Here is a 22958-nt window from a genome sequence, read left to right as displayed (position 1 = left end):
GTGGTGGTCCTGGTGCGCGTCCGCGGTCGTCGCTCCTGCCCGCGCCGCGTCCGTGGCTGGGTGGCGTTCCCGCCTCCTGCCCCGGTTCGACGACGACGAACTGGCCCATCATCCCGTCGTCCTCGTGCATGAGCATGTGGCAGTGGTACATGTAGGGCACGTCCGGGTCGGCGTAGTCGTCGAACCGCATGAGGAGCCGGTAGGTGGTGCTCGGTTCGAGGTACACGGTGTCCTTGGGCCCGGCCAGCTCGGGCGGTGGCGGGTCGCCGTCGATCGACAGGATGCGGAACTGCACGTCGTGCACGTGGAAGCTGTGAGGCATGGGCACGGTGCTGCGCACCTCCCAGATCTCGGTGCTGCCCACCTCCGCCACCTCGTCGATGCGGCCCACGTCCATGCTCCGGCCGTTGATCTTGCGGTCGTCGAGCTCGAACGTGCGCGTCACGGTCGCGTCGTCCTCGTGCAGCGCGTCCTGCTCCGCGTGGACCGACTTCTCCCAGGCGGGCTCGGGTGCTGGTGCGAGCTGGTCGGCGGCGCGCAGCTCGAGCACGTCGAACGCGTCGTTGCCACCCATCGCGAACGGGACGACGACGCCGCCCAGGTCGGCCTCGAACGAGTGCAGGCGCGTGGTCTCCCCCGGCTCCATCCGCACGATCACCTCGGCGCGCTCGCCGGGTGCGAGCCGCACGTGCTCGAGCCGGACCGGTGCGTCCAGCAGCCCGCCGTCGGTGGCGACGAGGTCCATCTCGCGGTCGGCGAAACCGAGCTGGAACGTGCGGGCCGTCGACCCGTTGAGCAGGCGCAGCCGCACGCGTTCGGTGGTGACCTCCTGGTAGGCGCCGATGGTGCCGTTGGTCATGACGACGTCGCCGAGCGTGCCCGGCTCGCCGGTGTCGTCCTCGAGCTCGAGCTGCCCGTCGTCGTCGATGACCTTGTCCTGCACGATCACCGGGATGTCGTCGACGCCATAGGTGTCGGGCAGGTCGGCGGCGCGCGAGGCGTCGTCGTCCAGGAGGAACATGCCCGCCAGGCCGCGGTAGACGTGCTTCTCCGTGGCGCCGTGCGGGTGCGGGTGGTACCAGAGGGTGGCGGCGGGCTGGTCGATCTCCCAAGTCGGGCGCCAGGTGCCGCCCGGGTCGACCTCCTGGTGCGGCCCGCCGTCCATCTCCGGGGGCAGGTGCATGCCGTGCCAGTGCACGCTGGTCGGCTCGTCGAGGTCGTTCGCGACCTCGACGGCCACCCGTTCGCCGCGTTCGGCGCGGAGCGTGGGGCCGAGGTGGGTGCCGTTGAAGCCCCACGTCCGCGTCTTGACGCCGGGGCGGAACTCGGTGACGCCCTCCTGCGCCGTGAGGGAGAAGACGCGCGTGCCGTCCACGACCTTCGAGGGCGCCAGGGGCGGGATGGCGAGCTCGTTCGTGAACTCCGCCTCGTCGACGGAGCTGACCGAGCCGGGGACCAGGGCACAGCCGGCGAGGGCGAGCGCCGTGGCGCCCGCGGCGATCGCGGCGGTGAGGGCGCGCCTCATCGGCCCGCCTCCCGCAGCCGCTGCACGCCGGCCGCGGCCAGGCCGGCGAGCGCGCCCCAGAGCGCGTTCATGATCAGCTCGGGGATCATGGTCCACGCGGCCCCGCTGGGGCCGCCGAACCCGCCGAGCGCGGGCACGAGCAGCCCGAGCAGGACGGTGACGAGGCCGTAGGCCACGCCGGTCAGGGTGAGGGTGAGCACGGGCCGCGGTACGCGGCCGAGGCCGACCACCGCGATCCACACGACGGCGGTGATGCCGACGATGGTGAGCGCGCGGGGTGCGCCGGTGCCGAAGAGGCCGGTGAGGCCGCTCAGCGGCCAGAGGAGGGCCATGGCGGCAAGGCCGGCGATCACTGCCCAGGGGACGGGGATGGTCGGGCCGGCGGGTGGGGGCTGGTCGGTGAACCGTGGTGATGTCATGCCTCGACGGTGCCCGCTGACCACGGGGCGCCACATCGGCCCTGGATCGTCTCCTGGTGTCGCCTGGAGGCGACACCGACCCTGATGCCCTGGGCCCCCGCGGTCCGTAGGGTGTCCGTGTGCCAGAGCAGAGCGCGGTCCCGCGAACGGTCGACCCACGTGTCACCGACATCGCCCTGGGGCTTGCCATGGCGCTGGTGGTCGCGGTGGTCATCGCGGCGGATCCGGACGCCGTAGGGCACGCCGGGCCCGGGGCGTACCTGTTCGCGGTGGGTTTCGGGGCGCTGGTGCTGCTGCGCCGTCATGCGCCGCGCACCGTCCTCGTGGTCACGGTGCTGGCCGTGTTCGGGTATTACACGTTCCAGTTCGCGCCCATCGGCATGGCGCTGCCCGCGGTCGCGGCGCTGTACTCGGCGGCCGAGATGCGGCGTACCGGCTGGGCAGTCGGTGCGGGCACCGCGCTGATCGCCGTCTCGACCTACTACCGAACAGTGGGCAACACACCCGAGGAGGCTCTGACGCCGTACGAGCTCGTCACCGACGTGGCGCTGGTCGCGGCCGCGATCGCGCTCGGCGTGGCGGTCCGGCTCACCCGGGAGGCGCGCGTGCACGAGGCCCGCGCCGCCGAGCAACGTCTGCAGGCCGAACGCCTGCGCATCGCGCGCGACCTGCACGACGTGGTGGGACACAACCTGTCCGTGATCGCCCTGCACTCCGGGGTGGCCACCGAGGCGGTGGGCCGGGACGACGACGCCGCCAGGGGCGCCCTGGAGCACGTGCGGGAGGCGACGTCGGGCACGCTGCACGAGCTGCGCTCGACCGTGCGGGTGCTGCGCGGGCCGGCCGGCGCACCCGCGCAGGACGCCGTCGCGCCGACCGGTCTGGCGGGCGTCGACGCCCTGGCGCGTTCGGCGCGCGCGACCGGTCTCGTCGTCGACGTCGCCCTCGACGTGCCGGACGACGCCCTCGACGGCGCCATCGGCGCCGCCGCGTACCGCGTCGTGCAGGAGTCCCTGACGAACGTGCTGCGGCACGCGGCGGCCACCCGCGTCACGGTGTCGGCCCGGGCCGCCGACGACCGTCTCGTGGTGGTGGTGTCCGACGACGGCCGGGGCGCCGGCTCCGCTCTCGTGCCCGGGTCCGGGCTCTCGGGCATGCGGGAACGGGTGACCCTGCTCGGCGGCAGCGTCACCGCGCACGACGCCCCCGGCGGCGGGTTCCGCGTCGCCGCAGACCTGCCCCTCCGTCTGGAGACGTGACACCCATGATCAACATCGTGCTCGTGGACGACCAGGAGCTCGTGCGTACGGGGCTGCGTGCCCTGGCGGAGAGCGACGGCGACATCACCGTCGTCGGCGAGGCTGCCGACGGCCGCTCCGGCGTGTCCCGGGTACGGGAGCTCCGGCCCGACGTCGTGCTCATGGACATCCGCATGCCGGGCCTGGACGGGCTCGCCGCCACCCGGGAGATCGTCGCCGACCCCGCGCTGGCCGACGTGCGGGTGCTGATCCTGACCACGTTCGACGAGGACGAGCACGTGTTCGACGCGATCCGCGCCGGGGCGGCCGGCTACCTGCTCAAGGACATCGCGCCGGTCGAGCTGCGCCGCGCCGTCCGCGTGGTCGCGGCGGGCGAGGCGCTGCTCGACCCCGGCGTGACGGCCACCGTGCTGCGCGCGGTCGCCGAGAGCCCGGCGCCCCGGCCCGCCGCGGACCGGATCGCCGGGCTCACCGAACGCGAGCGCGAGGTGCTGCAGCAGCTGGGCCGGGGGCTCACGAACGACGAGATCGCCCGCGAGCTCTACCTCAGCCCGGCCACCGCACGCACCTACGTGAGCAGGCTGCTCGCCAAGCTCGGCGCGCGGGACCGCGCAGCGCTGGTCATCCTCGCGTACGAGACGGGGGTCGTGCGGCCGTGAGGCACCCGGACGGGCAGGTCAGAGCTCCTTGAGCCGCGGCAGCACGTCCTCGCTGAACTGCGTGAGGAACCGCTCCTGGTCGTGGCCGGGGCCGTGGACCACGAGGTGGTTCAGGCCGGCGTCGACGTAGGGCTTGATCATCTCGACGGCCTGCTCCGGATCGGACGCGACGATCCACCGCTTCGCGACCTGCTCGATCGGCAGCTCGTCGGCCAGCTGCTCCATCTCGGTGGCCGAGGTGACGCTGTGCTTCTGCTCGGGCGTCAGGGAGAGCGGCGCCCAGAACCGGGTGTTCTCGAGTGCGACGGCGGCGTCGCGGTCGTAGGAGATCTTGATCTCGATCATCTTGTCGATGCCGTCCGCGGAGCGCTCCGCCTTGGCCGCGCCCTCGGCGACGGCGGGCAGCAGCTTCTCCGTGTAGAGGTCCATGCCCTTGCCCGACGTGCAGATGAAACCGTCGCCCGCACGCCCCGCGTACTTCGCCACGAGCGGTCCGCCCGCCGCGACGTAGACCGGCACCGGGTTCTCCGGCCGGTCGTAGATCTGGGCGCCGACCAGCTCGTAGTAGTCGCCCTTGAAGTCCACGGAGTCCTCGGTCCAGAGGGCCCGCATGAGCTGCACGGCCTCGCGCAGGCGAGCGAACCGCTCCTTGAACTCGGGCCACTCGCGGCCCGAGACCGCCGTCTCGTTCAGGGCCTCGCCCGTGCCGACACCGAGGAGCACGCGGTTCTCGGTGAGCAGCGCGAGGCTCGCGAACGTCTGCGCGATCACGGCCGGGTTGTAGCGGAACGTCGGGGTCAGCACGCTCGTGCCGAGCTGGATCCGGGAGGTGCGCTCCCCCGCCGCAGCGAGCCACGCCAGCGCCGACGGCGCATGGCCGCCCTCGTGGCGCCACGGCAGGAAGTGGTCGGAGACCATGGCGCTGTCCAGTCCCACCTCCTCGGCGCGTACTGCGAGCTCAACCAGCTCGCGCGGCCCGAACTGCTCGGCGGACGCCTTGTAGCCAATCTTCAGAGTCACATCTGAGACCCTACGCTCGATCTCCGCCGGGCGAACCCCGTCGTCGCGCACATCACATCCACCCAGGTCAGCCCTGCGATCGGCCACGGCTCGCGACCGCGCGCTACGGCTGCAGCGCCCGCAGCACCCGGCTCGGTGAGGGCCGCCCCAGGTGGCCCTCCAACCAGCCGCCGGTCTCCACCAGGCGCGGCATGGAAACCCCCGTGGCGATCCCCAGCCCGTCCAGCATCCAGAGCAGGTCCTCCGTGGCGAGGTTGCCGGTGGCCGACTCCGCGTACGGGCAGCCGCCCAGCCCGCCCGCCGACGTGTCGAACGTGGTCACCCCGTGCCGCAGCGCGGCGGCGACGTTGCCGAGCGCCTGCCCGTAGGTGTCGTGGGCGTGCAGCGCCAGCACGTCGTCGCTCAGGCCGGCCTCGTTCAGCGCGTCCAGGAGCGCGACGACGTGCCCCGGCGTGCCGACACCGATCGTGTCGCCGAGCGAGAGCTGCTCCGCCCCGAGGTCCATGAGCCGCTTGCCCGCCGCGACCACCTGCGCGATCGGCACGTCGCCCTCCCACGGGTCGCCGAAGCACATCGAGACGTACGCCCGTACCCGCGTCCCCGCCGCACGGGCGCGCGTCATGACCGGCTCGAACATGGCGTACTGCTCGTCGAGGGTCCGGTTCAGATTGCGGCGCGCGAACGAGTCGGTGGCGCTGGCGAAGACCGCGACGTGCCGCAGGCCGAGGTCGAGGGCGCGGTCCAGGCCGCGCTCGTTCGGCACGAGCACCGGCAGGTCGCGGGCCCGGTCGCCGAGCCGGTCCACCAGTGCGCCGAGCACCTCCTCGGCGTCGGCGAGCTGGGGTACCCAGCGCGGGTGCACCAGGCTGGTGGCCTCGACGAGAGGTAGGCCGGCGTCGAGCAGCCGCTCGACCAGGTCCACCTTGACCGTGGTGGGCACCACCGCCTTCTCGTTCTGCAGGCCGTCGCGCGGTCCCACCTCGTAGATCGTCACGCGGTCGGGCAGGCTCGGGTCGGGTACCACCTGGGGGCGACGGAGCTCAGTCATCGGTCGCCTCCGGTCCGTCCACGACCGGTTCCACCACTGCCGGTTCCACCTCGAAGAGCACCTGCCGCGCCGCGACCTGCTCCCCCGCCGCCGCGCGGACGCGCACCACACCGGCAGCGGGCGCCGCGAGCGCCACCTCCATCTTCATCGCCTCCAGCACACCGAGCGACTGCCCGGTGGTCACCTCGTCGCCGTCGTGCACCTCGACCCGCGCCAGCACACCGGGCATCGCGGCGAGCACCACGCCGTCGGACAGCTCTGCCCGTGCCGCACGCGTGGCACCCGGCCGGACGAACCGGAACGTGTGCCCGCGCGTGCTCACCTCCACCGACCGTGGGCCCACGTCGACGGCGAACCGTACGGTCGCCCCGCCCAGCTCCAGCAGCCCGTCGCCCACCGCCCGGCACGACGTCGGCGGCTCGCCCTCGCGGCGCACCTCGCCGCGGGCAGTACTCACGCGCAGCACGGTGTCGTCCAGCTCGACCCAGGTGTCGGCGGGCGGGCCGCCGAGGCGCCATCCGCCACCGTTCGGCACCGCGGCCGCCGCCACCGACCAGGCCGCCGCCACCAGCGCCGGCCCCGGGTCGGGCGCCGGTAGCGGGTGGGTGTCGAGCCACGCGGTGTGCACGTCGCCGTCGCGGAAGGCGTCGGAGTCGGCGAGCGCCCGCACGAACCCGGTGTTGGTGACCAGGCCGCCGATCGCCGTCGCGTCGAGCGCGTCGACCAGCCCTCGCCGGGCGGTCTCCCGGTCGGGGCCCATGGCCACGACCTTGCCGATCATGGGGTCGTACGCGGCGGGCACGACGGTGCCGTCCTCGATGCCCGCCTCGACCCGCACCGCGGCGGTGGCACCGGGCCAGCGCACGTGGGTGGCGGTCCCCGCCTGCGGCAGGAATCCGTTGAAGGCGTCCTCGGCGTAGACGCGCGCCTCGATCGCGTGGCCGACGACGGCGACGTCGTCCTGCGTGAAGCCGAGCTCGGCGCCGGCCGCGACGCGGAGCTGCTGCTCGACGAGGTCGATGCGCTCGCCGCGCACGGTGACCACTTCTTCGGTGACGGGGTGCTCGACCTGGAGTCGGGTGTTCATCTCGAGGAACCAGGCGCCGCCGGGGCCTGCGCCCACGTCCACGAGGAACTCGGCGGTTCCCACACCGGTGTATCCGGCCTCGCGGGCCAGGGCCACGGCCCAACCGTGCAGCGCGTCGCGCAGGGTCGGGTCGAGGTCGGGCGCCGGCGCCTCCTCCAGGACCTTCTGGTGGCGGCGCTGGGCGGAGCAGTCGCGCTCGTGCAGGTGCAGCACGTTGCCGTGCTCGTCGGCGAGGATCTGCACCTCGACGTGCCTGCCGCGCTCGATGTAGCGCTCCAGCAGCACGGTGTCGTCGCCGAACGCGGCTGCGGCCTCGCGGCGGGCGGCGGCGACGGACGGGCCGAGCTCGTGCTCCTCGTGGACGATGCGCATTCCCTTGCCGCCACCGCCGGCGGCGGCCTTGACCAGCAGGGGGAAGGTGAGGTCGGCTCCGTCGGCGTCCGCCTGCTGCTGCAGCGGGATCGCTCGCAGCACGGGAACGCCTGCCTGGTCGGCGATCTCGCGCGCCGTGTCCTTGCGGCCCAGGGCGTCCATCGCGTCGGGCGGTGGGCCGACCCAGGTGAGTCCGGCGCCGAGGACGGCACGCGCGAAGTCCGCCTGCTCCGACAGGAACCCGTAGCCGGGGTGCACGGCGTCGGCCGCGCTCTCCTTGGCGGCGGCGAGCAGGGCGGGGATCGACAGGTAGGACTCGGCGGCCGGGGTCGGGCCGATCCGTACCGCCACGTCGGCGGCACGGACGTGGGGGGCGGCGCGGTCGGCGTCGGAGTAGACAGCGACGGTGCGCAGTCCGAGGCGGCGCGCGGTGCGGATGATCCGCAGGGCGATCTCGCCGCGGTTGGCGATCAGGAGGGTTCGGATCACTGGGTGCTCACATCCGGAAGATGCCGTAGGACGGCTCGGCGATCGGGGCGTTGGCGGCAGCGGCGAGGCCGAGGGCCAGCACGCGGCGGGTGTCGGCGGGGTCGATCACGCCGTCGTCCCAGAGGCGGGCGGTGGCGTAGTAGGGGTTGCCCTGGGCCTCGTACTGGGCACGGATCGGGTCCTTGAACGCTTCGACCTCCGCGGCGGGGGCGTCGGCGAGGTCGCGGCGCACGGTCGCGAGGACGGACGCCGCCTGCTCGCCGCCCATGACGGAGATGCGGGCCCCGGGCCACATCCACAGGAACCGGGGATCGTAGGCGCGGCCGCTCATGCCGTAGTTGCCGGCACCGAACGAGCCGCCGAGCACCACGGTGAACCGTGGCACCGAGGTGCAGGCCACGGCGGTGACCAGCTTGGCGCCGTCCTTGGCGATGCCGCGGTGCTCGTACTCCTTGCCGACCATGAAGCCGGCGATGTTCTGCAGGAAGATCAGCGGGATGCGCCGCTGGTCGCACAGCTGGACGAAGTGGGCGCCCTTGAGCGCCGACTCCGAGAAGAGGATGCCGTTGTTCGCGACGATGCCCACCCGGTACCCGTCGATGCGGGCGAAGGCGCACACCAGGGTCTCGCCGTAGCGGGCCTTGAACTCGGTGAGCTCGGAGCCGTCGACGATCCGGCGGATCACGTCGCGCACGTCGTACGGGGTGCGCGGGTCGGACGGCACGTCGTAGAGGCCGTCGGGGCCCAGCTCGGGCTCCTCGGGCTCCTCGCGGTCCAGGCTCGGGGCCGGCGCCGCGCCGGTGGTGGTCGCGATGATCTCGCGGACGATGCGCAGGGCGTGCGCGTCGTCGTCGGCCAGGTGGTCCGCGACGCCCGACGTCGTGGTGTGCACCACGCCGCCGCCGAGCTCCTCCGCGGTGACGACCTCACCGGTGGCCGCCTGGACCAGGGGCGGCCCGCCCAGGAAGATGGTGCCCTCGTCGCGGACGATGACCGCCTCGTCGCTCATCGCGGGCACGTACGCGCCGCCCGCCGTGCAGGACCCCATGACGGCCGCGACCTGCGGGATGCCCCGTGCGGACAGGTTCGCCTGGTTGTAGAAGATGCGCCCGAAGTGCTCGCGGTCCGGGAACACCTCGTCCTGCATCGGCAGGTACGCGCCGCCGGAGTCGACGAGGTAGACGCAGGGCAGGTGGTTCTCGGCGGCGACCTGCTGGGCGCGCAGGTGCTTCTTGACCGTCGCCGGGTAGTAGGTGCCGCCCTTGACGGTGGCGTCGTTGGCGACGATCACGCACTCGCGGCCCGCGATGCGGCCGATGCCCGTGACGATCCCCGCGCTGGGTACCGCCCACTCACCCCCGTACATGTCGTAGGCCGCGAGGGCTCCGATCTCCAAGAACGCGGACCCGGGGTCGAGCAGGCGGTCCACGCGGTCGCGGGCGAGCAGCTTGCCGCGCGCCGTGTGTTTCTCGCGAGCGGCGGGCGAGCCGCCCTCGCGGACGCGCGCCAGCCGCTCGCGCAGCTGCGCGGTGAGAGTGCGTAGATCCGGTCCAACGCCGGTGTCGGTGGCCATGTGCCGCAGCATAGTCCGCTGGTTAATGATCGTTAACCCCCTGCGGGTCGCGCGAGCGCCGCGACCTCTCCGCAGACGTGCACCTGGACGCCCAGCCCTGCGAAGAACGCCGCCTTGGCGACGAGCGCGTCGTCGGCGGTCGCCGCGTCCGGGGCGTAGGCCACGTTGAGGTGGTTGGCCTTGTGCCGCGCCATGAACTGGTCCCGGCTCACCCCGTGCAGCACGGCGTGCATGATCGGCCACTCCGGGTTGGTGGCCTGCCAGCGACGCTCGGTCTCCTCCGGGGGCAGGGTGACGGCCGTGGCGCGCCCCAGGTCGACGTGCAGGCGCCCGCCGGCGATGTAGACGCGGGACCAGACGATCTCGCCGGCCCGGGAGACGCCCTTGACGGTGGAGCCGCCGAGCGGGAAGTACACCGGGTTCTGCCGCCACCCCTGGGCGCCCGCGTAGCCGCCCTCCAGGTGCGACGGCGGCACGGAGCCCGAGATCTCGAACACCCACACGAACCGCCCGTCGTACTCCTCGCCCCAGCGCACGTCGTGCAGGGTCGTGGCCGGGTCCAGGCCCATCGCGGTCCAGAGCCGGTTGGTCACCAGCGCGTCCACCGCCACGCCCTCGTCGGCCTCGTTGAAGTGCGGCAGCGCCTTGCCGTCCCAGAGCACGCGGGCACCGTCGCGCGAGGTGACCGGAGGGCGCACCACGTTGTTGAGCAGGCCCTCGGCCAGGTCGGAGGCGGGACTCAGGTCCTTCAGCCCCTGCTGGTACTGGATGCCGACGGCGTCCAGCCCGAAGTCGTCGGCGATGCGCAGCGCGGCGACGTACATCTTGTGCTGCCAGCGCAGCTGTGCGGCGGTGAGCTCGGTGGCCTCGTCCTGCCCGAGGCGGAACGTCATCCCCGCGCCCTCGAGCCACGCCTGCACGGCGTCGGCCTCGCCGTCGGGCACCTGCTGCATCTCGGCCCACAGCGCGGACTGGCTCAGCCGCTCCTTGTAGATGCCGATCGGGCCCAGCAGCTCGTCGTCGATGATCGCGTTGTACATGCCCATGCAGCCCTCGTCGAAGACGCCGATGATCGCCTTGTCGCGCAGCAGCTGGTCGGCGAGCGCCCGCCCGAGGTCGACCTGGGGCCCTGCGGGCAGGTCCGGTGCGTCGGTCACGTGCGACGCGTCGTGCTCGATGCGGCCGGTGTCCAGCCACTGCCGGAGGCCGTCCCGGAACCACTGGTCCGTGAAGTCCACGCTCCAGATCGTCGAGTACGGCTTGTCCATCTTGGTCAGCCCGGCGTTCAGGCCGAGCAGACCCACGAGGCCCGGCCAGTCCCCCACGAAGTTCGCGACGGTCAGGATCGGGCCCTGGTGCGTGCGCAGGCCGGCCAGCACGTGGTGGCTGTACTGCCACACCGCCTCTGCCACGATCAGCGGCGCCTCCGGCGGGACCGAGCGGAACACCTCGAGCCCCATCCGCTGCGAGCTGATGAACCCGTGGCCCGTGGCGGGGTCGACGTCGTTGGCGCGCACGACCGTCCAGCCGAGCTCGGCGAAGGCCGCCGTGAGGTCGGCCTCCATGGCGGCCTGGGTGGGCCAGCCCGCCTGGTTCGCCGACTCGCGCAGGTCGCCGCTGGCGACGAGGTACGCGGTCTGGGGCGCCACCTGCGGGCGGGGGGTGACGGCGGGAAGTTCGTAGGACATGTGGGACTCCTTCATCCGCTCATGCTGCTCCGGCACTCCGGCTCCGGACACTCTGACAGATGCCGATCGCTCGCTCCTAGACTGCTCCCGTGACCCCGCGCCGGCAGCAGATCCTGAGCACGGCAGCCGACCTGTTCGCCGCCCGTGGCTTCCACGGCGTCTCGATGGGCGACATCGGTGCGGCCGTCGGCATCTCCGGACCAGCCCTGTACAAGCACTTCGCGAGCAAGGACGACATCCTCGGGCAGTGCCTCCTGCACGCGTCGGACCAGCTCCTCGCCGGGGCACGGGAGCTGCTGTCCGCACCGGATGCCGCACCCGAGGGTGCGCTGGAGGCCCTGATCGCCCGGCACGCCGACTTCGCGCTCGACAACCCGGCGCTGATCGTCGTGCAGGAACGGGAGTGGGGCGCGCTCGGGGCCGACGCCCGCGGACAGGTCCGCGAGCGCCAGCTCGCCTACGTCGACGTGTGGTGCGACGCGCTGCGTCCACTGCGGCCGGACCTGTCGGGCCCGCAGGCTCGGGCGGCCGTCCAGGCCGCGTTCGGCCTGCTCAACTCGACCCCGCACAGCGCCCGCATCGGCCGCACCACGATGCGCGGTATCCTCACGACGATGGCCCGCGCGGCCCTGCTCCCCTGACTACTCGACGGGGAGGCCCAGGCCCCGCGCGATGAGCATGCGCTGCAGCTCGGAGGTGCCCTCGCCGATCTCCAGGACCTTCGCGTCGCGGTAGAAGCGGGCGATGGGGCCGTCCTCCATGACGCCGTAGCCGCCGAACACCTGCGCCGCGATGCGCGTGGCGGTCACGGCGGACTCCGTGGCGTAGAGCTTGGCGACGGACGAGGCGCGGCGGAACTCGTCGAGCGGCGCGCCGCCGTCCTTCAGGGCCGCTGCCCGGTAGGTGAGCGCCCGGCTGGCCTGGAGCATCACCTCGACGTCGGCGATCTGGAAGGCCACGCCCTGCTTGCGGCCGATGGGCCCGCCGAAGGTGGGGCGCACGCCCGCGTGCTCCACGCTCAGGTCGAGCATCGCCTGGATGCACCCGGTGGCCAGGGCGGCCACGGCGACCCGGCCGGTGTTGAGCGAGATCATGAGCTGCTTGAACCCGTTGCCGCGTACGCCGAGCAGGTTCGCCTCGGGGACGCGGACGTTCTCGAACCGCAGGGCGTGGGTGTCGCAGGAACGCCAGCTCATCTTGTCGTGCAGGGGTTCGACGATGAACCCGGGGGTGTCGGTGGGCACGATGATGGCGCTGAGCTCGGGCCGCCCGTCGGGCAGGGTGCCCGTGCGCGCCGCGACGGTGCAGAGGCTGGTGATGGGGGTTCCGGAGTTGGTGATGAACTGCTTGGCGCCGTTGATGACCCACTCGCCGTCGACGAGCTCCGCCGTGGTGCTCATGGCGTTGGCGTCGCTGCCCGCGCCGGGTTCGGTGAGGCCGAAGGCGCCGAGGCGGCGGCCCGCGACAAGGTCGGGCAACCAGGTCTGCTTCTGCTCCTCGGTCCCGTAGGCCAGCAGGGTTCCCACCCCGAGGCCGACGCCGGCTCCGAGCGTGATGCCGACGGACTGGTCCACGCGGCCGATCTCCTCGACGGCGATGCTGAGCCCGGTGAGCCCGAGGTCGGACCCGCCGTATTCCTCCGGGGCGGTCAGGCCGAACAGGCCCAGCTCTCCCATCTGGTGCACCACCTCGACGGGCAGGCGACTCTCCCTGTCCCATCGGGCGATGTGGGGCGCTATCTCGCGGTCGGCGAAGTCCCGGACCGCGTCCCGGAGCTTGGTGTGCTCCGGGTTCTCTGGTGAGGTATGCATGTTAGGCATGCCACTGAGGTTAACCACCATTAACCTCATCGCGCCAGGCCCCCACCCGAAGGACTTCCCATGCCGAACCAGAGTCAGGTCGCCTACGACGTCGTAGAGCCCGAGCAGGCCGACGCCCCAACCGTGCCGTACGCCCGGATCACGCTCGACGCCCCGGAGCGTCGCAACGCGCTCTCGTACGCCGTGCTCGACCAGCTCGATGCCGCCCTGGATCGTGCGGCGCACGACGACGTCCGCTCCGTGGTCCTGGCCGCGAACGGCCCGGCGTTCTGTTCCGGTGCCGATCTCACGGAGGCGCTGGCCGACGGGATGAGCCGCTCCGCACGGCGGCTCGCGGAGGTGCTGCGTACCATCCTCGCCCTGCCCAAGCCCGTCGTGGCGCGCGTGCACGGGCCGGTGCGGGCCGGCGGGATCGGGCTGGTCGCCGCGTGCGACGTCGCGATCAGCGCCGACCACATCACGTACGCCTTCACCGAGGCCCGCCTCGCGCTCGCGCCCGCCGTCATCTCGCTCGCCGTGCTGCCGCGGATGACGCCGCGCGCCGCGTCCCGCACCTTCCTGACCGGTGCGCAGTTCACCGCCGCCGAGGCCGCGGCCTGGGGGCTGGTGACGCAGGCCGTGCCGTCGGCCGACCTCGACCAGGCCGTCGACGCCGTGCTGGCCGACCTCGCGGCGGGCGACCCGCAGGGCCTGACGGCGACCAAGGCGCTGCTCAACGAGGACGTGCTGACCCGCTTCGACGCCCACGTGGACGACGCCGTCACCGGGTCGGCCGAGCTGTTCGGCTCGGAGCGCGCACGGGCGGCGATGGAGCGGCTGCTGCGGCGCTGACCGGGAAACGGTGTTGGATGGGGGTGTGGCCACCCGGATCTCCCTGCGCAACGCGCGCTTCCAGCAGTTGCAGACCCTGCTCACCAACCGCAACAAGCGGCATCGCGCCGGGCAGTTCATCGTGCAGGGCGTGCGCCCCATCACGATGGCCGTCGAGCACGGCTGGGAGATCCAGGCCCTGCTGTACGACGGCGAGCGCCGCCTCTCGCAGTGGGCCAGGGACCTGCTCGCGGCCCACCCGCACACCGAGCACGTGAAGATGTCGCCCGACCTCCTCGCCGAGCTGGCCGAGAAGGACGAGGCCGAGCTGCTCGCCGTCGTCGCGATGCGGCCCGACGACCTGAACCGCATCGAGGCGGGCCAGGACCTGCTCGGGGTCGTGTTCGACCGGCCCACGCAGCCGGGCAACATCGGCGCGGTCATCCGGTCCGCCGACGCGTTCGGGGCGCACGGCGTGATCACCACGGGCCACTCGGCCGACGCCTACGACCCCAAGGCGGTGCGCGCCACCACCGGATCGTTCTTCGCGATGCCGGTGGTGCGGAGCCCCTCCCCCGCGGCGGTAGTCTCCTGGGTCGAGGAGCGCCGCGCCGCCGGCCTCCCGATAGTCGTCGTGGCCACGGACGAGGGCGGCGAGGCCGACGTGTCCGCGTTCGACCTCACCCAGCCGGTCCTGCTGCTGGTCGGCAGCGAGACCGACGGTCTGACCCGCGCGTGGCGCGACGCGGCCGACGTGACGCTGAGCATCCCGATGACCGGCTCGGCCAGCTCGCTCAACGCGGCCAACGCCGCCACCGTGGTGCTCTACGAGGCCCGGCGCCAGCGCCTCGCCGGGCGCTGACGGCGCCCGGCGCAGCGCCCCGGCTCAGAGCTCGATCGAGTACATCCGCGATCCCGACGTCTTGACGTAGCCGAGGCTCGCGTAGAGGCCGTGCGCGCCGCTCGGGTTGGCCGTGTCGACGTCGAGCGCCGCGTACTGCATGCCGTCGGCGGCGAACGCCCGCATTCCCGCGGCGAGTGCCGCGAGGGCGGCCTTGCGACCTCGGTAGGCACGGCGCGCCCCCAGGATGTCCGTGTACCCGAACGTGTAGCCACGCACGGCGAAGTCCTCCGTGTACCGCGCCGCCAGCTCGTAGCCCACCACGAGGGGCTGCCCGGCACGCAGCACGGCGGCCGTCTCCGGGTCGGTGTCCGGCGAGGCCAGCAACGCGTCGACGTCCGGCTCCGGGTCCACCACGAGGAAGGACCACTCGGGCGCGAAGCAGGCGCGCTGGGCCCACTGCTCACGAGTCTGCGGCTGGCTGCCCCAGTGGTCGCGGAAGGCGTCGTTGTGGGCGAGCCGGGTCGCCTCGTCCAGGTCCTTCGACCAGGGCACGAGCCGCAGCGAGCCCGCCAGGGGTACGTCCGGCACGGGCCCCGCGTCAGGTCCGCTCAGCGGCCGAGCCAGGTCGGAGTAGTACCGGCGCACCTCGAACCCAGCCCGCTCGTACAACCGGTGCTTGCCGGCGGGCCCGTCGTCCTCGGTGAACACCCCGATCCGCCCGGGCACCTCCTTGCCCGACGCCGCCAGCAGCTGCCGGGCGCGGCCCGCCTCCCAGGCCAGCAGCTCACGGCCGATGCCCTCGCCGCGCCGGTCCGGGTGCACCCCACCCCAGCAGAAGGCGCGGACCTGCGTCACGTCACCGGGCGGGCACTCGACCTGGGCCCAGGCGACCAGGGCGCCGTCGTCCGCCGTACCGGTGGAGAAGCCGAGCAGGGAATCGGCGGCCATGTCCCCCCACGCGCCCTCGAACAGCTCCTCGATCTCCTCGAGGGTCTCCGCGTACGGCTCGGCGTCGGCCCGGGCGATGTGGTTGCGCAGCGCCAGCCAGGCGGGCGCGTCCTCGCGGGTCGCGGCGCGCCAGGTCAGGTTGCCCGCCGTGGGCAGGGGCAGGGCCGCCGGCGCGGCCGCGCGCTCGGCGATGGGGGCGAGGTGCGGGGTGTCCACGGTCATGATCTCTCCGGCTGCTCAGAGCTAGATGAAGTGCTGCTGGATGAGGTGCTCGATGTGACGTGCTCGACGTGAAGTCAGAGCTCGATGGTGAAGAGGGTGGAGCCGTCGCTCTTGGTGAAGCCGAGCCGTGCGTACAGACCGGTCGCGCCGGTCGGGTTGTCCGTGTCCACGTCGAGCTCGGCCTGCTGCATGCCGGCGTCCGCGAAGACGCGCATCGCGTGCGTGAGCAGCGCCACCGCGATGCGCCGGCCACGGTAGTCGCGCCGCACGCCCAGCAGGTCGGTGTACCCGGCGGTGTACCCCTGCGACTCCCAGTCGTGCTCGTACCGCGCGGCCAGGTGCAGCCCCACGACGTAGGGCGTGCCCGGCGCGACGGTCGCGTCGCCCGGCTGCTCCTGCTCGGACCCCTGGTACCGCACCGACTCGTCCACCACCACGAACGACCACTCGGGGGCGAACGAGCTGCGGTACGCCCGCCACGACTCGGGCGTGCGCGGCTGGCTGCCCCAGTGGTCGCGGAACGCGTCGTTGCGCGCGAGCCGCGTGGCGTCGTCCAGGGCCTCCGACCACGGCAACAGGCGCAACGGCGGCTCCAGGCCGACGGCAGACACCGGCACGCTCAGGTCCCGCAGCAGGTTCGCGTAGTACCTGACGGGTTCGAAGCCACCGGCACGCAGCAGTTCTCGCCGCTCGGCGGGGGCGCTGTCCTCGATGTGCGCCGAGATCCGCGCGGGCAGGACGTCCAGCCGCGGGTCGCCGCCCAGAGCGGCGAGCGCGTGCCGCGCCCGTCCGGTCGCCCAGTCCAGCAGCTCGGTGCCGATGCCCCGACCGCGGTGCGTGGGATGCACACCGCCGGAGACGCTGACGCGCAGGCGCGTGGCCCCGTCGGTGGGGAACCGTTCGACCTGCGCGTACGCACGCAGCATCCCGTCGGCGTCGGTGCCGACCAGGGTGTCGGCGGAGGCGTCGAACACCGGGGCGTCGAAGCTCTCGGCGATCTCGTCGGCCGAGGTGAACCAGTCGCGACCGTCGGCCTCCTGGACGGTCCGCAGGAGCGTCGCCAGCGCGGGCACGTCCTCGCGGGCCCAGGCACGCCAGGTCAGATCGCCCGCCGTCGGCAGCCGCGGGGTCGCGGGCGCGGCGGCGCGCTCCGCGATCGGCGCGGGGGCCGGCTCGGGTTCCACGGGGCGGAGGGACGCTGGGGAGGACATGTCGGCCACGCTAGGCGACTGCTTCGGCGTCGGCACGGGATTTTCGGCGACCGGCGGCTCCGTTGACCAGGTCCGAACCGTGAGTTCGGCCGGATGGGATGAGATCGGTCAGTCAACCGACCGATCTCATCCCATCCGACCGAACTCAGCACGCAGCACCCAGCACCCAGCAACAGACCGAACTCAGCAGGCATCATCCAGCAACAGTCACCGCAGCGCGATCACCAGGTGGGTCAGCAGCGGCGCCACGATCAGCGCGGGCAGCAGGTCCCCCACCGGGATCTGCTTGATGTTCAGCAGCCGAAGGCCGATGCCCACGAGCATCAGCCCGCCGGTGGCCGTCAGCGCGGCGATGTGGGCGTCCGGCAGGATCGACCCGAGCAGCACGCCCGCCAGCGTCACCAGTCCCTGGACGACGCCGACCGACACCGCGGACAGCAGCACCCCCACGCCGAACGAGGATGCGAAGGCCAGCGCGGCGAAGCCGTCGAGCACGGACTTCAGCAGGAGCTGGTCGATGCCGCGGCCCAACCCGTCGGACAGCGAGCCGAGGATGGCGAGCGGCCCGACGCAGAACAGCAGCGATGCGGTGAGCCACCCCTCGATGAAGCGCTCGCGCGCCGCGTGGTCCTGGCCGGTCTCCGTCGCGTCGATCAGTACGGGGCGTCGACCTGTGCGCGTCCCGCCGGAGCGCCGGGCCAGCCAGCCCTGGATCACGCCGGCCAGCCCTTCGAGGCGCGCCTCGACCCGCAGCAGCGAGCCGGCGATGCCGCCGATGAGCAGGGAACCGAGCACGATGAGGACCGGAGCGCCGCTGCCGGTCGCGGCCTCGAAGGCGGCGTCGGTGACCGCCATCGCGGACAGCGCCGCGACGAGCAGGGTGACGAGGCCGAGGATGTCGGTCACGACCGCGTGCGTGCGCTGCGGCAGCCGGTGCCCCACGGCCATCCCGAGGAGCGACCCGACGACGATCGTCCCGACATTGACGAGCGTGCCCAACCCGGGGAAATCGACGTCCACCGCGCGAGCCTAACCCTGGGGGTGCCGGGGAACGGTACGCGACCGGGGTCTGTTGCTTGGCGTAGACATTGTCTTCCGTCGGCAACCAGCTCCGCCCGCGGGACCGTTCCCCGACACCCGGTCACCGCGTGACACGAGGACCACGGCCGGCACCGGAGCTCAGTGCACCGAGAAGCCACCGTCGATGAACAGCGAGTGGCCCGTGACGTAGGCGGAGGACGCGCTCGCGAGGAAGACGGCGGCGCCCGCGAAGTCCTCGGGCACGCCGTTGCGGCCCACCGTGGTGCGGGCCGCGAGCGCCTCGACCTTCTCGGCGTCGTCCTGGAGCCGCTGGTTCAGGGGCGTGAGCACGAATCCGGGCACGAGCGTGTTGGCGGTGACGCCGCGCGACGACCAGGCCTCGGACTGGGAGCGCGCGAGGGACTCGAGGCCGCCCTTGGAGACGCCGTAGACGCCGCTGTCGACGAACGAGCGGTGCGCCTGCTGGGAGGAGATGTGGATGAGCCGACCGAAGCCGCGCTCCGCCATGCCGGGTGCGAACCGCTGCCCGAGCAGGAAGGGGGCCTCAAGGTTCACGGTCATGGTGACGTCCCAGGTCGCCTGGTCCACCTGGCCCAGGTGCGGCCGACGGTTGATGCCCGCGCTGTTGACGATGATGTCGGGCTCCCCCGCGGCGGCGATGCCGTCGGCGGCGGCGTGGATGCCGTCTCGGGTGGAGAGGTCGGCGACCACGGGTTCGACGGCGCAGCCGCGCTCCCGCAGGCCGGCGGCGACCTCGGCGAGCCGGTCGGCGCCGCGGGCGACGAGCACGGTGTGCGCCCCGGCCTGCGCGAGGGCCTCGGCGATGGCCCGCCCGATGCCGGAGCTCCCGCCGGTGACGACCGCGGTGCGGCCCTCCAGGGAGAACAGGGACGCCAGGTAGTCGCGCGTTGTCATGACGGGGACGATACCGACCTTCGACGCCGGCGCCGGTACCGGCCCCCGGGCAGGCGCGGCGCCGTCGTGCGGCCAAGGTTTACGCTGCCGGGGTGACCGCTCTTCCCGCACTCGCCGAACGCTCCGCCGCCCTGCTGGAGGCCATGCGCACGCGCGTGGTCGTGGCCGACGGCGCCATGGGCACCATGATCCAGGCGGCGAACCCCACCCTCGAGGACTACCAGAACCTGGAGGGCTGCAACGAGATCCTCACGGTCTCGCGCCCCGACATCGTCGCCGGGGTGCACGACGCGTTCCTCGAGGTCGGCGTGGACGCGATCGAGTCGAACACGTTCGGGGCGAACTGGTCGAACCTGTCGGACTACGGCATCGACGACCGCATCCGCGAGCTGGCCCGCAAGGGTGCGGCGATCGCCCGCGAGCGTGCCGACGTGTACTCGACGCCCGAGAAGCCACGCTGGGTGCTGGGCTCCATGGGGCCGGGCACCAAGCTGCCGTCGCTGGGCCACACCACGTACGCGCACCTGCGGGACACGTTCGCGGAGCAGGCAGCCGGCCTGGTCGAGGGCGGCGCCGACGCGCTGCTGGTCGAGACCAGCCAGGACCTGCTGCAGGCCAAGGCCGCGGTGACGGGTTGCCGGCAGGCGATGGCCGACGTCGGGCAGCGGGTGGCGATCATCGTGTCCGTGACCGTGGAGACCACCGGGACCATGCTGATGGGCTCGGAGATCGGCGCGGCCCTGGTAGCCCTGCAGGCGATGAACATCGACGCGATCGGCATGAACTGCGCGACCGGCCCGGAGCAGATGAGCGAGCACCTGCGACACCTGTCGCAGCACGCCGAGATCCCCGTGACCTGCATGCCGAACGCGGGCCTGCCGGTACTGGGCGCCGACGGTGCCTCGTACCCGCTCACCCCGGAGGAGCTGGCCGCCGCGCACACGCAGTTCGCGCGGGAGTTCGGTCTGGGCCTGGTGGGGGGCTGCTGCGGTACGACGCCGGAGCACATGCGGCTCGTGGTCGAGGCCGTGGGCGGCAGGCCGGTCGGCGAGCGCGAGCCGGTGCGGGAGAACGCCGTCGCCTCGCTGTACTCCGCGACCGACCTGCGCCAGGAGACGAGCTTCCTCGCGATCGGGGAGCGCACCAACGCGAACGGTTCCAAGGCGTTCCGCGAGGCGCTCCTGGAGAGCCGCTGGGACGACATCGTCGACATCGCCCGCGCGCAGACGCGCGACGGGGCGCACCTGCTGGACGTGTGCGTGGACTATGTGGGACGCGACGGCGTCGAGGACGTGCGCGCCGTGGTCTCGCGGCTGGCGTCCGCCTCGACGCTGCCGCTCGTGATCGACTCCACGGAGCCCGCGGTGATCCGCGCAGGCCTGGAGCTGCTGGGCGGCCGCGGCGTGGTGAACTCGGTGAACTTCGAGGACGGCGAGGGGCCGACGTCGCGGTTCGGGCGCATCATGCCGGCGGTCATGGAGCACGGCGCCGCCGTCGTCGCCCTCACGATCGACGAAGAGGGCCAGGCGCGTACGGCGTCCGGCAAGGTGGAGATCGCCTCCCGACTCATCGACACCCTGGTGGGCGAGTGGGGCATGCGCGTCGATGACATCATCGTCGACGCCCTGACCTTCCCCATCGCCACGGGCCAGGAGGAGACGCGGCGCGACGCGATCGAGACCATCGAGGCGATCCGCGAGATCACGCGCAAGTACCCCGGTGTGCACACGACCCTCGGCGTCTCGAACGTGTCGTTCGGGCTCAACCCGGCGGCGCGTGCGGTGCTGAACTCGGTGTTCCTGCACGAGGCGACGGAGGCGGGGCTGGACTCGGCGATCGTGCACGCGGCGAAGATCCTGCCGCTGGCCTCGATTCCCGATGAGCAGCGGCAGACGGCGCTGGACCTGGTGTGGGACAAGCGCGAGTGGGACGCCGACGGCAACCTGACCTACGACCCGCTGTCCAAGCTGCTCGACCTGTTCGAAGGAGTCGACGCCGGAGCGATCCGGGATGCCCGGGCCGCGGAGCTGGCGGGGCTGCCCGTGGGTGAGCGGCTGGCGCGGCGCATCATCGACGGCGCCCGCAAGGGTCTGGAGCCGGACCTGGAGGAGGCGCTCGGCTCGGGGATGAAGGCGCTGGACATCGTCAACGACCACCTGCTGGAAGGCATGAAGGTGGTGGGCGAGCTCTTCGGCAAGGGCGAGATGCAGCTGCCGTTCGTGCTGCAGTCCGCGGAGGTGATGAAGGCCGCCGTCGCGCTGCTGGAACCGCACATGGAAAAGGTCGAGGGCGACCAGACGAAGGGCACGATCGTGCTGGCCACCGTGCGCGGCGACGTGCACGACATCGGCAAGAACCTCGTGGACATCATCCTGACGAACAACGGCTACAAGGTGGTGAACATCGGCATCAAGCAGCCGGTGAGCGCCATGATCGACGCCGCGCTGGAGCACGACGCCGACGTGATCGGGATGTCGGGGCTGCTGGTGAAGTCCACCGTGGTGATGAAGGAGAACCTCGCGGAGCTCGTCTCCCGCGGGCTCGAGAAGAAGTGGCCCGTGCTGCTGGGCGGGGCCGCGCTGACCCGGACCTACGTGGAGGACGATCTGGCGTCCGCCTTCCCCGGCGTCGTGCGCTACGCCAAGGACGCGTTCGAAGGGCTGCGGCTGATGGAGCCGCTCGTCGCCGTGGCGCGTGGGGCGTCGCCCGACGACGTCGGGCTGCCCGCGCTGCGCAAGCGGAGGCACTCCGTGGTGACGGTGACGCAGACGGCCCCGGAGGATCTGCCGGCGCGATCGGACGTCGCTGCCGACAACCCGGTCCCGGAGCCGCCGTTCTGGGGCACGCGGATCGTCAAGGGCGTGCAGCTCTCGGAGTACGCCGCCTTCCTGGACGAGCGGGCCACGTTCATGGGGCAGTGGGGGCTCAAGCCAGGGCGCTCCGCGGACGGCGCGTCCTATGAGGAGCTCGTCGAGACCGAGGGCCGGCCGCGGCTCGCGGAGTGGCTGGACCGGATCCTGACCGACCAGATCATGGACCCGACGGTGGTGTACGGGTACTTCCCGGTGTGGTCGGAGGGTGACTCCGTGGTGGTCGCCCACCACGACGGGCCCGACGGCGGGTCCGGCGGCGCACTCGGGACGGAGCGGCTGCGGTTCACCTTCCCGCGGCAGCGACGCGACCGGCACCTGTGTCTTGCCGACTTCGTCCGGCCGCGTTCCTGGGTGGAGGAGACCGGCCGGTTCGACGTGCTGCCGGTACAGCTCGTGACCGTCGGGGACTCGGTGTCCGCGCATACCGCGAAGCTGTTCGAGGCGAACAAGTACCGCGAGTACATGGAGCTGCACGGGCTCTCCGTCCAGCTGACGGAGGCCCTGGCCGAGTTCTGGCACGCGCGGGTGCGGTCGGAGCTCGGGTTCGCCTCCGAGGAGCCCGCCACCGTGGAGGGCATGTTCAAGCTGGAGTACCGCGGGGCGCGGATGTCGCTCGGGTACCCGGCGTGCCCCGAGATGGAGGACCGGCACAAGGTGGTGGAGCTGCTGCGGCCCGAGCGGGTCGGGGTCACGCTGTCGGACGAGCTGCAGCTGCACCCGGAGCAGTCGACGGACGCGTTCGTGTTCCACCACCCGGAGGCGAAGTACTTCTCGGTGTGACTTCTGAGGTGGTCGGCACTTGAGCAGGTCGGACGTATTCTTGCTGGTTAGAGTACCGAGCGTATTCCCGGGAATCCCCTATCCAGACGTCGCTGAACGTACTTCAGCGTATCAACTCGTGTCACATGCGTGTCAGGATCCACGGGTTCGGGATCCGGATCGGGACAGTGACACGAATCGAGCCCCTGACCTGCGCGGACACCGGCGTGCATGGCACGAATGGGGTGCTGACCTGCGACTTCATCAGAGTGCCCCACGTCGGCAGCATTGAGGTGCCCAGTCACGAGCCTCTCGTTTCCGGCTCGGCGCCGCGATCAAGATCGCACCGGAGGCCGGGCGCCTGGGCGTGCCCGTC

Annotated in this window: 18 protein-coding genes; 6 read left to right on the top strand and 12 right to left on the bottom strand. The window is 72.4% G+C overall.

Annotated features, from left to right (window positions below):
* Both ACFSL2_RS26715 and ACFSL2_RS26710 read right to left on the bottom strand, forming a co-directional pair.
* On the bottom strand, positions 1–1525 hold a 1525-nt coding region (locus ACFSL2_RS26715), incomplete at its 3' end, for a multicopper oxidase family protein (RefSeq protein ID WP_377200744.1).
* The gene (locus ACFSL2_RS26710) at positions 1522–1944 is read right to left on the bottom strand and encodes a hypothetical protein (protein WP_377195910.1); all 423 of its coding nucleotides are present in this window, start codon (positions 1942–1944) and stop codon (positions 1522–1524) included. The genes ACFSL2_RS26710 and ACFSL2_RS26715, both read right to left, overlap by 4 nt.
* A gap of 119 nt (positions 1945–2063) precedes the next feature.
* Between ACFSL2_RS26710 and ACFSL2_RS26705 the strand changes: the two genes are divergently transcribed.
* Positions 2064–3203 (top strand): sensor histidine kinase, encoded by a 1140-nt coding sequence (locus ACFSL2_RS26705; protein ID WP_377195909.1) that lies wholly within the window; start codon positions 2064–2066, stop codon positions 3201–3203.
* A 5-nt stretch (positions 3204–3208) separates the two neighbouring features.
* Positions 3209–3862: a response regulator gene (locus ACFSL2_RS26700; protein ID WP_377195908.1), complete on the top strand. Its 654-nt coding sequence runs from the start codon at positions 3209–3211 to the stop codon at positions 3860–3862.
* Positions 3863–3880: 18 nt separating this feature from the next.
* Here the strand turns inward: ACFSL2_RS26700 and fgd are convergent, their stop codons facing one another.
* From fgd to ACFSL2_RS26675, 5 genes are all read right to left on the bottom strand, one after another.
* Positions 3881–4882 carry a glucose-6-phosphate dehydrogenase (coenzyme-F420) gene (gene fgd / locus ACFSL2_RS26695; protein WP_377195907.1) on the bottom strand — a complete coding sequence of 334 codons (1002 nt, stop codon included), beginning with the start codon at positions 4880–4882 and terminating at the stop codon, positions 3881–3883.
* Between the two features lie 103 nt (positions 4883–4985).
* Positions 4986–5930, bottom strand: coding sequence for a hydroxymethylglutaryl-CoA lyase (locus tag ACFSL2_RS26690; RefSeq protein ID WP_377195906.1), 945 nt, complete (start codon positions 5928–5930; stop codon positions 4986–4988).
* Positions 5923–7878, bottom strand: a complete 1956-nt coding sequence (locus ACFSL2_RS26685; RefSeq protein WP_377195905.1) for an ATP-binding protein — start codon at positions 7876–7878, stop codon at positions 5923–5925. Before ACFSL2_RS26685 ends, ACFSL2_RS26690 begins: the two co-directional genes overlap by 8 nt.
* A 7-nt stretch (positions 7879–7885) precedes the next feature.
* A complete protein-coding gene (locus ACFSL2_RS26680) occupies positions 7886–9451 on the bottom strand; it encodes a carboxyl transferase domain-containing protein (protein WP_377195904.1) in 1566 nt (521 codons plus the stop codon).
* A 32-nt stretch (positions 9452–9483) separates the two neighbouring features.
* A complete protein-coding gene (locus ACFSL2_RS26675; protein ID WP_377195903.1) occupies positions 9484–11139 on the bottom strand; it encodes a fucose isomerase in 1656 nt (551 codons plus the stop codon).
* An 89-nt stretch (positions 11140–11228) separates the two neighbouring features.
* Between ACFSL2_RS26675 and ACFSL2_RS26670 the strand changes: the two genes are divergently transcribed.
* Positions 11229–11780, top strand: coding sequence for a TetR/AcrR family transcriptional regulator (locus ACFSL2_RS26670; protein WP_377195902.1), 552 nt, complete (start codon positions 11229–11231; stop codon positions 11778–11780).
* Here the strand turns inward: ACFSL2_RS26670 and ACFSL2_RS26665 are convergent, their stop codons facing one another.
* Complete coding sequence (locus ACFSL2_RS26665; RefSeq protein ID WP_377200745.1) at positions 11781–12950, bottom strand: acyl-CoA dehydrogenase family protein; 1170 nt, start codon at positions 12948–12950, stop codon at positions 11781–11783. It abuts the gene before it with no gap.
* A gap of 69 nt (positions 12951–13019) precedes the next feature.
* Between ACFSL2_RS26665 and ACFSL2_RS26660 the strand changes: the two genes are divergently transcribed.
* Positions 13020–13790, top strand: coding sequence for an enoyl-CoA hydratase-related protein (locus tag ACFSL2_RS26660; protein ID WP_377200743.1), 771 nt, complete (start codon positions 13020–13022; stop codon positions 13788–13790).
* A gap of 25 nt (positions 13791–13815) precedes the next feature.
* Entirely contained in the window at positions 13816–14631 is an 816-nt protein-coding gene (locus tag ACFSL2_RS26655) for a TrmH family RNA methyltransferase (protein ID WP_377195901.1), read from the top strand.
* A 24-nt stretch (positions 14632–14655) separates the two neighbouring features.
* On the opposite strand, the gene ACFSL2_RS26650 is transcribed toward ACFSL2_RS26655, so the two are convergent.
* The 4 genes from ACFSL2_RS26650 to ACFSL2_RS26635 form a co-directional block, all read right to left on the bottom strand.
* A complete protein-coding gene (locus ACFSL2_RS26650) occupies positions 14656–15783 on the bottom strand; it encodes a GNAT family N-acetyltransferase (RefSeq protein ID WP_377200742.1) in 1128 nt (375 codons plus the stop codon).
* A gap of 74 nt (positions 15784–15857) precedes the next feature.
* Positions 15858–16994 carry a GNAT family N-acetyltransferase gene (locus tag ACFSL2_RS26645; RefSeq protein WP_377200741.1) on the bottom strand — a complete coding sequence of 379 codons (1137 nt, stop codon included), beginning with the start codon at positions 16992–16994 and terminating at the stop codon, positions 15858–15860.
* 207 nt (positions 16995–17201) lie between these two features.
* Positions 17202–18014 carry a DUF554 domain-containing protein gene (locus ACFSL2_RS26640; RefSeq protein ID WP_377200740.1) on the bottom strand — a complete coding sequence of 271 codons (813 nt, stop codon included), beginning with the start codon at positions 18012–18014 and terminating at the stop codon, positions 17202–17204.
* 159 nt (positions 18015–18173) lie between these two features.
* Positions 18174–18950, bottom strand: coding sequence for an SDR family NAD(P)-dependent oxidoreductase (locus ACFSL2_RS26635; protein WP_377200739.1), 777 nt, complete (start codon positions 18948–18950; stop codon positions 18174–18176).
* 143 nt (positions 18951–19093) lie between these two features.
* Between ACFSL2_RS26635 and metH the strand changes: the two genes are divergently transcribed.
* Positions 19094–22603 carry a methionine synthase gene (gene metH, locus ACFSL2_RS26630; protein ID WP_377200898.1) on the top strand — a complete coding sequence of 1170 codons (3510 nt, stop codon included), beginning with the start codon at positions 19094–19096 and terminating at the stop codon, positions 22601–22603.
* Positions 22604–22958: the final 355 nt, after the last annotated feature.

Origin of the sequence: Promicromonospora aerolata, assembly GCF_042682255.1 — a bacterium.
Classification (GTDB): Bacteria; Actinomycetota; Actinomycetes; order Actinomycetales; family Cellulomonadaceae; genus Promicromonospora; species Promicromonospora aerolata.
Note: the sequence above shows the minus strand (reverse complement) of the source record. Positions and strands in the feature narration are given on the sequence as shown.

Bases quoted from the DNA above. Each gene is read 5' to 3' on its own strand.
- ACFSL2_RS26710 (WP_377195910.1), bottom strand. From the start codon at position 1,944: ATGACATCACCACGGTTCACCGACCAGCCCCCACCCGCCGGCCCGACC.
- ACFSL2_RS26700 (WP_377195908.1), top strand. From the start codon at position 3,209: ATGATCAACATCGTGCTCGTGGACGACCAGGAGCTCGTGCGTACGGGG.
- ACFSL2_RS26690 (WP_377195906.1), bottom strand. From the start codon at position 5,930: ATGACTGAGCTCCGTCGCCCCCAGGTGGTACCCGACCCGAGCCTGCCC.
- ACFSL2_RS26680 (WP_377195904.1), bottom strand. From the start codon at position 9,451: ATGGCCACCGACACCGGCGTTGGACCGGATCTACGCACTCTCACCGCG.
- ACFSL2_RS26675 (WP_377195903.1), bottom strand. From the start codon at position 11,139: ATGTCCTACGAACTTCCCGCCGTCACCCCCCGCCCGCAGGTGGCGCCC.
- ACFSL2_RS26665 (WP_377200745.1), bottom strand. From the start codon at position 12,950: ATGCATACCTCACCAGAGAACCCGGAGCACACCAAGCTCCGGGACGCG.
- ACFSL2_RS26660 (WP_377200743.1), top strand. From the start codon at position 13,020: ATGCCGAACCAGAGTCAGGTCGCCTACGACGTCGTAGAGCCCGAGCAG.
- ACFSL2_RS26650 (WP_377200742.1), bottom strand. From the start codon at position 15,783: ATGACCGTGGACACCCCGCACCTCGCCCCCATCGCCGAGCGCGCGGCC.
- ACFSL2_RS26645 (WP_377200741.1), bottom strand. From the start codon at position 16,994: ATGTCCTCCCCAGCGTCCCTCCGCCCCGTGGAACCCGAGCCGGCCCCC.
- ACFSL2_RS26635 (WP_377200739.1), bottom strand. From the start codon at position 18,950: ATGACAACGCGCGACTACCTGGCGTCCCTGTTCTCCCTGGAGGGCCGC.
- metH (WP_377200898.1), top strand. From the start codon at position 19,094: ATGCGCACGCGCGTGGTCGTGGCCGACGGCGCCATGGGCACCATGATC.